Genomic DNA, 11,166 nt, shown 5'->3' on the forward strand with positions numbered 1-11,166 from the left:
AGCCCCAGGTACATTTCACCCGACTTGCTTTCCCTGACGCCACCCCCCCTCCCCCCTCCAGCGTGTGTTGTTGCCCCCCCCTCCCTCCCCCCTCCCCCCGGCCCTCGGCGCCACCAGGTCGCCCGACGGAGTCAGTTGACGCAGTACGTCGTCGGCAGCTGCCACTCGGGCCCGACCAGCCGCTGCTCCAGCTCGTTGAGCGTGATCCGGATGCCGACCGTCCCGGCCAGCCCGACCCGGAACCGGCTGCGGGCCAGCACGATCAGCGCCGTCAGGCCGTACTTGTTGATCAGCGAGGTGCGGTAGCGGGCGGTGTCGTCCGGGTCGCAGAGCCGTGCGCGGGCCGGCACCGGGCGTCCGGTCGGGCGCCCGTGGGCGTCGCACGGGCCGACCAGCACCCGGGGGTGGCGCCGGATCCGTTCGGCCTCCCCGGAGTGGGCCGGGGTCCAGACGCCGAGCGCGGTGCCGTCGGGCACCACCCAGATCTGCGAGTCCTGGCGGGTGCCGTCCTCGCCGAAGGTGGTGAGCAGGAGGTATCTGTTGTCGGCGAGCTGGTCGGATCGGTCGTGCATCTGTCCTCCCTCTGGCGTGGGGGCCGGGGCCGCGGGTCAGTGCCCGTGGCCCTCGGTGATCTCGCGGCACTCCTCGGCGGCGGGCTCGGCGATCCGGGCGTGTTCGCCGTGGAATCCGCGGGACAGCCGGGCGCGGGTGCGGCTGAGCACGCCCGCGCTCCGGGCGACTCCATTCTCGTCGACGGGGGCCGCCAGTTCGAGGGGGCGGGGCTGCTCGTGTGCGGTGAGCCGGTGCAGTTCGGCGGGCGCGAGCCCGGCGTGCACCTCGGTGAACTCGCCGTGCGGCAGGCGCCTGACGACGCCGGTCTCGCGTCCGTGCAGCACCTTGTCGCGGTCGCGGCGCTGGAGGCCGAGGCACCAGCGCTTGGTGATGACGAAGACGGCCACCGGGACGGCGAAGAAGCCGATCCGCACCGCGTAGGTGATGGCGTTGAGCGACAGGTGCAGATGGGTGGCGATGAGGTCGTTGCCGCCGCCGGCCAGCATCACCAGGTAGAGGCCGATCCAGGCGGCACCGAGCGCGGTGCGGACGGGCGCGTTGCGCGGCCGGTCCAGCAGGTGGTGTTCGCGCTTGTCGTCGGTCACCCAGCTCTCGATGAACGGGTGGACCGCGATCGCGCCGAGGATCACCGGGAACAGCGTGAACGGGATCAGCACGCCGAGGTTGAGGGTGTGCCCCCAGAGCCCGACCTCCCAGCCGGGCATCACCCGGATCAGGCCCTCGGCGAAGCCCATGTACCAGTCGGGCTGGGCGTCGGTGGAGACCTGGTCGGGGCGGTACGGGCCGTACGCCCAGATCGGGTTGATGGTGGCGACGGCGGACATCAGCGCGACGATGCCGAAGACCAGGAAGAAGAACCCGCCGGCCTTGGCCAGGTAGACCGGCATCAGCGGCATGCCGACGACGTTCTTCTCGGTCCTTCCGGGCCCGGTCCACTGGGTGTGCTTGTGGTGGAAGACCAGGATCAGGTGCGCCACCAGCAGGCCGAGCATGATGCCGGGCACGAGCAGCACGTGGACGGTGAAGAACCGCGGGATGATGTCGTGTCCGGGGAACTCGCCACCGAACAGGAACATCTGGACGTAGGTGCCGACCAGCGGGATGGCCAGTACCACGCCCTCGATGAACCGGATGCCGGTGCCGGAGAGCAGGTCGTCCGGGAGCGAGTAGCCGAAGAAGCCGTCCAGCATGCCGAGGAAGAGCAGCAGGAAGCCGAAGACCCAGTTGACCTCGCGCGGCTTGCGGAACGCACCGGTGAAGAAGACCCGCATCATGTGCACGAACATGGCCGCGACGAAGACGACGGCGGCCCAGTGGTGGATCTGCCGGATCAGCAGCCCGCCGCGGACCTCGAAGCTGATGTCCACCGTGGAGGCGTAGGCCTGCGACATGGGCACGCCCTTGAGCGGGACGTACGAGCCGTCGTAGATCACCTCGCCCATGGAGGGCTTGAAGAACAGGGTCAGCCAGACGCCGGTCAGGATGATGATCAGGAAGGTGTACAGGCAGATCTCGCCCAGCATGAAGGACCAGTGGTCCGGGAAGATCTTGCGCAGGTTGGCCCTGGCCAGGGTGTGGATCCCCAGCCGGCCATCCGCCCAGTCGACGGCCCGCCGCCCCCGTCCTGGGTTCTGATTCCGGGTCATGTGCACGCACCTCAGCCGGAAGGAAGTGGGGATCATTCCCCGCTTCTCGCTGAGGTCACCATAATCGGGGAGTGATCCCCACTTCTACCCGGGGCGGCTGTGATCCAGACCCGGAACCGCAGACCCGGAACCGCAGACCCGGAACCGCAGACCCCGAAGCGACGGCGCCGTCGACGGTCGGCCCCGGAACCGCCGGCCCCGGAAACGGCGAGCGGCCCGCCCGGCGCCCCAGGAAGGGGACACCGGACGGGCCGCGTACGCACCCGAGTAACCCGCAGGCGTCAGTGCACCATCACCGGCACCTCGTCGTTCTTCGCCGCACCGGCGCCCGAAGCCGACGCCGCGTCCGGGCGACCGGCGTTCACGAGGGTGAAGGCGATCGCGGAGGCCGCCACCAGGATCCCGAAGGACACCCAGATCGCGGTCGTGAAGCCGTGCACCATGCCCTGGAACTGCAGGGCCTGGGCGGCCGCCGGCGACGAGGCGGCCGCGGCGGTCGCGTGCGAGGCCAGCCAACTGGTGGTGGCGCTGGCCGCGATGGTGTTCAGCAGCGCGGTGCCGATGGCGCCGCCGACCTGCTGCGAGGTGTTGACCATCGCCGAGGCGACGCCCGCGTCGCGCGGCTGGACGCCGTGCGTGGCCAGGCTCATCGCCGGCATGAACGCGGTGCCCATGCCGAGGCCCATCAGGACCAGGCCGGGCAGGATCAGCATCGGGTAGGAGGTGTCCAGACCGATGTTGCTCAGCAGCAGCATGCCGATCGAGGCGACCAGGAAGCCGGGGGCCATCAGGAACCGCGCCGGGACGCGGGTCATCAGCCGGGCGCCGATCTGGGTCGAGCCGGTGATCATGCCCGCCACCATCGGCAGGAACGCGACGCCGGTCAGCACCGGGCTGTAGCCGCGCACGAGCTGCAGGTAGTAGGTCAGGAACAGGAACAGGCCGAACATGCCGATCACGGCCAGGCCGAGCGACAGGTACACCCCGCCGCGGTTGCGGTCCAGCACCACGCGCAGCGGCAGCAGCGGGGCCTTGACCCGGCGCTCCACCAGGACGAACGCGGTCAGCAGCACGACGGCCGCGACGAACAGCGCCAGCGTGCTGGCGGCCGTCCAGCCGCTGGACTCGGCGCGGGTGAAGCCGTACACCAGCGAGACCAGGCCGGTGGTCACCAGCAGCACGCCGGGGACGTCCAGCCGGTTGCGGTTGCGGCCCTCGGCGGGCTCGCGGATCACCAGGACGGCGCCCGCGGCGGCGACGATGGCGAACGGGACGTTGACGAAGAAGGTCCAGCGCCAGTTCATGTACTCGGTCAGCAGGCCGCCGAGGATCAGGCCGATCGCGCCACCGCCACCGGCGATCGCGCCGTAGATGCCGAAGGCCTTGGCGCGCTCCTTGGCCTCGGTGAAGGTCACCGCCAGCAGCGACAGCGCGGCCGGGGCGAGCAGCGCGCCGAACACGCCCTGGAGGGCGCGGGCGCCGAGCAGCATCGCGGTGTTGGCCGCGGCGCCGCCGAGCGCGGAGGCGAGTGCGAAGCCGGCCAGGCCGACCACGAAGGTCCGCTTGCGGCCCCAGAGGTCCGCGATCCGGCCGCCGAACAGCAGCAGGCCGCCGAAGGCCAGCGCGTAGGCGGTGATCACCCACTGGCGGTTGCCGTCGGAGATGCCCAGGTCCCGCTGGGCGGACGGCAGGGCGATGTTCACGATGGTGGCGTCCAGGACGACCATCAGCTGGGCGAGGCCGATGAATATCAGCGCCTTCCAGCGCCGGGGATCGGGCAGCGTCGCCGCTCGGGCGTCGGTTTCAGGCATGGGGGTACTCACTTCAGGGTGCGTGGCGTGCGACAGGGTTCGACCGCCGTACGGGGACGGCTGGTCGCCGTACGGGGGCGTGCGTCGGTGCGGGGCGTGCGGGGATCGGCTCCTGGCGGGCCGGTGGTCGGCGCGGTCCGGAGGGTGGGTCGGTCGGTCGGGGTACCGCTGGTGGGTCAGTGGTGGGGTTGGAAGTCCTCGAAGGTCGCGGCCCGGCCGGGCAGCACCGAACGGGCCGGCGTGCGCAGCCCGTCCAGGAACAGCTGCAGGTGCCGGTGGACGAAGTCGTCGAGCAGCCGGCAGGACGTCCCCGGCAGCGGCCGGGTCAGCTGGCTGATCGCGATGAACAGGTCTCCGTGGTCGACGTCCGCCCGCAGCTCACCCGCCGCCCGGGCGCGCTCCATCAGACCGCTCACGGCGGCCGTCAGGCGCTCGCGGGCCTCGGTGAGGTCCGGGTCGAACGGGTCGACGTGGCTGGTGAACATCGGGCAGAGCGCGCCGAGCTTCTCCGCGACGGTCGCGTGCGCGAACCGCTGCAGGGCGTCGAACGGGACGCCGTCAGGGGCGTCCGCCTCGACCGTCGCCGTCTCGGCGAGGGCCAGGATACGGCTCTTGACGAGCAGCGCCACCTCGCGGACCAGCGCCGAGCGGTCCGGGAAGTTCCGGTACAGCGTGGCGTTGCCGACCCCGGCCCGCTTCGCGATCTCGTCCAGCGGCACGTCCGCGCCGTGCTCGACGAAGGCGTCGCGAGCCGCCAGGACGATCCGCTCCCGGTTGCGGGTCGCGTCAGCGCGCAGCTTGGGCGCACGGACGCTCTCCACGGGTCGGACCGGCTCGGTGGCGGCGGTGGTCACGGCGACTGCTCCTTCAGGATACCGGGGAAGTTCTCCCCGCTTCTGCCTACGAAAGACCAAACGGGGATTCCCTCCCCGGAAATTTCGCCTTTCGCTGTGACCTGGGTCACATTTCCCGTGCCACTCTTCCGAGCCACCCGCAACGAGCCCCCGGTCCGGACCGGCGCTGTCTGATCGTGGCTCTACGGTCACAGGCATGAGCCCCGACCCAGGAATGAGCGTCGAGATCGACGGCCCCGACCGACCGCAGTTGCTGACCGAAGAATTCGAGGAACTCGCCCGGCTCGCAGCCCGCACGATCGAAGGAGTCCGGTTGGAGTTCCTCAACGGGAGGCTGGGAGTCAAGCCCCTGCGGGACGGCAGCCACGGCCGGGTCCTCGAATGGCTGGTCCGCAGCTGCCTCCAGGCGCGGCCTGAGCTCTGGCTGCACAGCCATGGCCTGAGGGTCCAGGGTGCCCGAGGCGGCCGCGCGCACCCCGACGGCATGCTGGCGCCCTCCGAGGCCCTCACCGGGCAGGGGGAGTGGGTGGGCGCGGACGAGGCGCTGATGGTTGCCGAAGTCACCTCTTACGAATCCGTGGCCGACCATCGCGTCCGCGTCGAGAAGCCGCGCGCCTACGCCGAGACCGGCATCCCCGTCTACCTGTTGATCGACCGCGACTCCGCCGAGGTCACCGTCTACAGCCAGCCCGACGGCGTCCGTTACGAGACCGCGCAGATCCTCCCGTTCGGCAAGACCGTCCACCTCCCCGAGCCGGTGGGGATCTCGCTGGACACCGAGCCGCTCAAGAACTGGGTGCGCTGATCCCGGCCATGCCTCCCGGAACGCGCTACGCCCGTCGGATCAGGGCCTCCCTTTCGGATCACGCCGGGCGCGCGACGCCGGAGCACGCACCTCGCCGCGTTGTCGTCGGTCGCCGATGGCCCCCAGCCTCTGGCCGGGAGGTGCCCCCACCGCATGGACTCCCTCCTCCGCCTTGCGATGCACGCACTCCGACGCCGCGCGCTGATCCGACGTGATCCGAAAGGGAGGCCCTAGGCTGTGGGCGTCCCGGGCGGCCGGTGGGTCGTGGGAGTCGGGAGGGGCCCGGCGGCCGGGGGGCGAGGAGGTCCGCGATGGGCAGCGGTGAGACCGCCAAGGTGCGCTGCGTGGCGGCCGTTCCGTGCTGGGTGAGCCTGACGGCCCGGGACCTGGAGGGGGCGAAGGCGTTCTACGGGCCGCTGCTCGGCTGGGAGTTCGAGCCGGCGCCGGACCGCTTCGGCCCGTACCTGCACGCGGTGACCGGCGGGGAGGCGGTGGCCGGGCTGGGGGTCGCGGGCAGCGACTGGGCGATGCCGGTGGCGTGGACCAGCTACTTCGGTACGGAGAGCGCGGACGAGGCCGCCGACGCGGTGCGCGAGCGCGGCGCGACCCTGGCGGTGGGCCCGCTGGCCTTCGACGCCGGGCGGGTGGCCTTCGCGGCGGACCCGGCCGGGGCGGTGTTCGGCATCTGGGAGGGCCCGCTGGGCCGGGCCCGGCGGCTGGACCTGCCGGGCGCGCCGGTCTGGATCGAGCTGCGCACGCCGGACCCGTTCGCGGCGGCGCTGTTCTACGGGCAGGTGTTCCGCTGGGACGGCCGTGACCCGGAGCGGTTCGACGTCCGCTGGGAGCACGACCGGGTGGTGCTGCGGGCGGAGGGCCACAGTGTCGCCGCGCTGGCGAGGGAGCAGGCGGGCGGTGCGGCGGGGCTGCCGCCGCACTGGGAGGTGTCCTTCGCCGTCCCGGACGCCGACCGGGCGCTGGCCCGGGCCGTGGAGCTGGGCGGTTCGGCGGTGGGGGCCGCCTTCGACTCCCCGTACGGGCGGGTGGCCCGGTTGCAGGACCGGGAGGGCGGCCGCTTCGCGGTGATCAGCCCGAAGAACTGAGGCTCACGGCCCCGCTGCGCCCGCTTCGGCGGGCCCCGCGCTCTCAAGGCCCTCGGGGCCCTCGGCGGTTTCCGCGCGCTCGGCCCGCAGCCGGTCGCCGAGGGCGGCTCGGGCGGTGGCGGGCAGGGCCTTGCGGGCGGCCGGGAAGAGCTGCTTCTCCTCGACGGCGAGGTGGCGCCGCAGGGTGTCGGCGAGGCCGCGCAGCAGGGTGTCGAAGGCCGGGTCGGCCGGGCCGAGGCCCTGGAGGTCGGAGAGGTACTGCCCGATCGCCAGGTGCTCGTGGATGCTGCCGAACACCAGCGCCCCGCCGTCCGGCACGTCGTGCTGCACGAGCGGGAAGAGGTGTTCCTCCTCGGCCGCGCAGTGGGTGAACAGCAGGTCGGTCAGCCGGGCCAGCAGGTCGGTGCGCTCGGCGGCGCCGGCGGGTGTCCGCTCGATCCGGTCGAGCAGCTCGGTGACCGCCCGGTGGTCGGCGGTGAACTCGCCGAGGATGTCCGGCCTGCGGCTCATGGCGTGCCCGCCTCTCGCACGGATCGCGGCCCCCGCTCCTTCCAGTATCCGGCGTCGGGCACCACGCCGGTCGCCGCAGGTCAGGGCCGCTCGCGCCACGCCGGCCGCCGGAGATCAGGCCGGTCGCGCCGCACCCCAGCCGCGCCGCACCCCAGCCGTGTCAGGGCCGGTCGCGCCGCCCGGTGAGGGCGAGCAGGCGGGTCTGCGGGCCGGCGTCGTCGGGGACGGGCAGGGGCGGGTCGAACAGGCCGCTCCCGGAGAGGTCCCCGTAGCCGGCGAACTCGCCGAGGGCGAAGTCGACGAGTTCCGCCGGGAGCCGGGTGTGCCGTCCGATGGCTTCGGCGAGGTCCCAGCTGTGGATGACGAGGTCGGTGGTGAGCTGGTCCAGGTAGTACTGCCCGGAGACGTCCCCGAAGGAGAGGTGGACGGTGAGTTCGGTGGCGCCGGGGACGGCGAAGGCGTCCCGGGCGGCGTCGGCGGCTTCCGTCCAGGCGGTGACCGGGTCGTCGCCGAGGACGTCGCCGTCGAAGCGGCCGCCGACTTCGGAGATGGTGGCGCCCATCAGCAGTTCGGGGATCCACAGCTGTTCGCCGGTGAGGTGGTTGACGAGCTCGCGGACGGACCAGTCGGCGCACGGGGTGGGGGCGTCCCACTGGCGGGGGGTGGTCAGCCGGACGCGTTCGCCGAAGGCGGCGAGGGCTTCGGGGTAGGGCGTGCCGGGTGTCGCGGTCCGCCGGTGCTGCCTGCGTTGAGCCATGTCTCCACCCTGCCCCGGGCGGGGTCGGGCCCGCGAGTTGTCCACGACCCGTCAGTTGTTCAAATTCGAACTCCAAGGTACGGTCGAGGAGTGGCCGGTTCAAATTTGAACAATAGCTGCGGGGCGACCCGCCCGGCCGCGCCACCACACCCCTACGACCGATCCCGATCGATGGAGACGCGCATGCCGAGCAGCAGCCCGAGCACGACCGCCCCCACCACCACCGTCCTCCCGGGCCGGGTGACCCCCGACTCCGCGACGACCTCCCCGCACGCCTACGACGCCGGACTCCTGCTCCTGCGCCTGGCCCTCGGCCTGACGATGGCCGCGCACGGCAGCCAGAAGCTGTTCGGCTGGTTCGGCGGCGGCGGGATCGACGGCACCGGTCAGTTCTTCACCATGAGCGGTTACCCGGCGGGCAACGCCATGGCCGTGGTCGCCGGCCTCACCGAGACGCTCGGCGGACTCGCCCTCGCCGTCGGCCTGCTGACCCCGCTGGCGGGTGCCGCGATCGTCGGCACGATGGTCAACGCGATCGCCGTCACCTGGGGCGGCGGCTTCTTCGCCCCGAAGGGCAGCGAGTACGAGCTGCTGCTCACGGCGGGTGCCGCCGCGCTCGCCCTGACCGGTCCGGGCCGCTACGCCGTGGACCGCTTCCTCCCGGTGCTGCGCGCGCACCGACTGGCGTACGGCGCGGCGGCGGTCCTGGTCGGCCTGGTGACGGCGGGCGTGATCCTGCTGCTGCGGAAGTAGTCGAGCGGGGCGTCAACCCCCAAGCGCAGGGGCCGTGCTGGCGATTCGCCGGCACGGCCCCTTCGTCGTTCCCCCGCGAATCGCTCACATGAGCGGGGCTATCCAACGTCATGTGATGTGTGCCATGGTACATGTCACACTCCCCACCGTGTGCACGACGGAACCGCCCACGAGGCGCCGTCGCCAACGGTCCTCACCACCCCACCGGCCGCACCCCCAATGCGGCCGACGACGGCCCGGAGGCCCCCACGTGAGTTCCGCGCGTCTGCTGCGACTCCCGCAGCTGGCAAGGCTGTTAGTACTCGCCCTGACCATGTTCCTGACGATCGGCCTGTTCGCCCCACAGAGCAAGGCCGCCCCCGCCGCCGTCCCCGGCGGCGCGTCCGCCCCCACCACCCCCGCCGGACCGGCGCCGCAGCCCGCCGTCGGCGCCCCCGAACGCGGCCACACCGACCGGCAGTTCGCCTCTGCCGACCAGCGGGCCCCGCTCCCGCTCGACACCCGGCCGGCCGAGGCCCGGCCGACCGCCAAGGCCTTCTCCCTCGGCGCGGCGGCCACACAGCCCTGCAACGTCGGCGACTTCACCGGCCGGACGGGCGGCGACCTGGTCCAGCACATCAAGGCCGCCGACATCCAGTGCATCAACGGGCTCTTCCAGCTCACCGGCGCGGACGCGAGGGGCGCGTTCCGTGAGGAGCAGATGACCACCGTGGCGTACGCGCTGCGCGACGCGTCCGGCAGCTACCCGGGCGACAACTCGACCTCCGTCGAGCAACTGGTGCTGTACCTGCGCGCCGGGTACTTCGCGCAGTGGTACCACAAGGACGACGTCGGCACCTACGGCACCGCCCTCCAGACGGCGATCCGTTCCGGGCTGGACGCCTTCTTCGGCGGCGCGCACGTGCGGGACGTCGCCGCGGGCAACGCACCCATCCTGGGCGAGGCCGTCACCCTGATCGACAGCGCGCAGGAGAACATCCGCTACCTCCCGGTGGTCAAGCAGCTGCTGAACGACTACAGCAGCGCCACCTGGAACCCGGCCGGCATGGCCTGGGCGGTGAACCCGGTCTTCACGGTGCTGTTCCGCGGCCACCAGGTGACCGGCTTCGACGCGGCGGTCGAGGCCGACCCGAGCGTGCTGGACGCGCTGTCCGGCTTCGCGACCCGCAACAACGACCAGCTCGGTGGCGACTTCGGCGTGCTGGTCTACAACGCGGCCAAGGAGCTGACCCGCTTCCTGAAGGACACGGCGCTCCAGCCCAAGGTCCGTCCGCTCGCCAAGTCGCTGGTCGCGCAGTCCGCGCCGAACGGTCGCACCGTCTACCAGTGGGCCGCGGTCGCGGACGGGGTCGGCTACTACGACGCCGCCAACTGCGCCTACTACGGCACCTGCAACGCCTCCGACCAGCTCAAGGCGGGCGTGCTGACGGTCAGCTACACCTGCAGCCCGAGCATCAAGCTGATCGCCCAGGCGCTGGACAACACCCAGCTGGGCACCGCCTGCACCAGCCTCACCGGCCAGGACGCGTACTTCCACTCGGTGGTGCGCGACAACGGCCCGGTCAAGGACGACAGCAACACCACGATCGAGGTGGTGGTCTTCCACTCCTCCCTGGACTACCAGGTGCTGGCCGCGGCCATCTACGGCATCGACACCAACAACGGCGGCATGTACCTGGAGGGCGACCCGGCCAAGGCCGGCAACCAGCCGCGCTTCCTCTGCTACGAGGCCGAGTGGGCCCGCCCGTCGTTCGAGATCTGGAACCTCAACCACGAGTACACCCACTACCTCGACGGCCGGTTCGACATGTACGGCGACTTCAACGCCGGCATGACCACCCCGACCGTCTGGTGGGTCGAGGGCTTCGCCGAGTACATCTCGTACTCGTACCGCAAGGTGACCAACGACGCCGCCATCGCGGCGGCCGCCCGGCACACCTACAAGCTGAGCGACCTCTTCGACACCGCCTACGGTGACCAGGACCGGGTCTACCGCTGGGGCTACCTCGCCGTCCGCTACATGCTGGAGCAGCACCGCGGCGACCTGGACTCCGTCCTCGCCAAGTACCGGGCGGGCGACTGGGCCGGCGCCCGCACCCTGCTCAAGACCACCATCGGCACCCGCTACGACGCCGGCTTCGACAGCTGGCTGACGGCGTGCGCCAACGGCGCCTGCGCCTCCGGGGGCGGCACGCCCACCCAGCCGCAGCTGCCGGAGTGCGCCGGCACCGACATCCGCAAGCTGGACGCCAACTGCGCCCGCAGCAACATCGCGGCGACCACCGGCAACTACGCGCACTTCTACCTCCTGGTGGTGGGCGGGCTCAAACAGGGGGGGGTCAAGACCAACAGAGGCC

At 72.0% G+C, this 11,166-nt stretch carries 10 protein-coding genes; 4 read left to right on the plus strand and 6 right to left on the minus strand.

All coding sequences use genetic code 11. The features are described from left to right. Window positions 1-131: 131 nt before the first annotated feature. The 4 genes from ACFVX9_RS18680 to ACFVX9_RS18695 form a co-directional block, all read right to left on the minus strand. Window positions 132-572, minus strand: coding sequence for a PPOX class F420-dependent oxidoreductase (locus tag ACFVX9_RS18680; RefSeq protein ID WP_363371258.1), 441 nt, complete (start codon window positions 570-572; stop codon window positions 132-134). A 36-nt stretch (window positions 573-608) separates the two neighbouring features. Further along, the gene (locus tag ACFVX9_RS18685) at window positions 609-2,219 is read right to left on the minus strand and encodes a cytochrome bc complex cytochrome b subunit (RefSeq protein ID WP_387982556.1); all 1,611 of its coding nucleotides are present in this window, start codon (window positions 2,217-2,219) and stop codon (window positions 609-611) included. A gap of 281 nt (window positions 2,220-2,500) precedes the next feature. Further along, a complete protein-coding gene (locus tag ACFVX9_RS18690) occupies window positions 2,501-4,030 on the minus strand; it encodes an MFS transporter (RefSeq protein WP_380380842.1) in 1,530 nt (509 codons plus the stop codon). A gap of 176 nt (window positions 4,031-4,206) precedes the next feature. Continuing rightward, a complete protein-coding gene (locus ACFVX9_RS18695) occupies window positions 4,207-4,884 on the minus strand; it encodes a TetR/AcrR family transcriptional regulator (RefSeq protein WP_380380844.1) in 678 nt (225 codons plus the stop codon). A gap of 196 nt (window positions 4,885-5,080) precedes the next feature. Between ACFVX9_RS18695 and ACFVX9_RS18700 the strand changes: the two genes are divergently transcribed. Together ACFVX9_RS18700 and ACFVX9_RS18705 are read left to right on the plus strand one after the other, a co-directional pair. Then, window positions 5,081-5,689, plus strand: coding sequence for a Uma2 family endonuclease (locus tag ACFVX9_RS18700; protein ID WP_380380846.1), 609 nt, complete (start codon window positions 5,081-5,083; stop codon window positions 5,687-5,689). 311 nt (window positions 5,690-6,000) lie between these two features. Beyond that, window positions 6,001-6,789 (plus strand): VOC family protein, encoded by a 789-nt coding sequence (locus ACFVX9_RS18705; RefSeq protein ID WP_380380848.1) that lies wholly within the window; start codon window positions 6,001-6,003, stop codon window positions 6,787-6,789. Between the two features lie 3 nt (window positions 6,790-6,792). On the opposite strand, the gene ACFVX9_RS18710 is transcribed toward ACFVX9_RS18705, so the two are convergent. Beyond that, window positions 6,793-7,299: a hemerythrin domain-containing protein gene (locus ACFVX9_RS18710; protein ID WP_387982560.1), complete on the minus strand. Its 507-nt coding sequence runs from the start codon at window positions 7,297-7,299 to the stop codon at window positions 6,793-6,795. A 160-nt stretch (window positions 7,300-7,459) separates the two neighbouring features. Next, window positions 7,460-8,056 (minus strand): TIGR03086 family metal-binding protein, encoded by a 597-nt coding sequence (locus ACFVX9_RS18715; protein WP_380492052.1) that lies wholly within the window; start codon window positions 8,054-8,056, stop codon window positions 7,460-7,462. 183 nt (window positions 8,057-8,239) lie between these two features. Here ACFVX9_RS18715 and ACFVX9_RS18720 point away from each other — a divergent pair, with 183 nt between their 5' ends. Both ACFVX9_RS18720 and ACFVX9_RS18725 read left to right on the plus strand, forming a co-directional pair. After that, window positions 8,240-8,809 (plus strand): DoxX family protein, encoded by a 570-nt coding sequence (locus ACFVX9_RS18720; protein ID WP_363585630.1) that lies wholly within the window; start codon window positions 8,240-8,242, stop codon window positions 8,807-8,809. A gap of 313 nt (window positions 8,810-9,122) precedes the next feature. Further along, window positions 9,123-11,166, plus strand: a 2,044-nt coding sequence (locus ACFVX9_RS18725) for a collagenase (RefSeq protein ID WP_387982563.1), incomplete at its 3' end; no start/stop codon positions are given.

This window comes from Kitasatospora sp. NPDC058243 (assembly GCF_042882025.1).
Taxonomy (GTDB): domain Bacteria; phylum Actinomycetota; class Actinomycetes; order Streptomycetales; family Streptomycetaceae; genus Kitasatospora.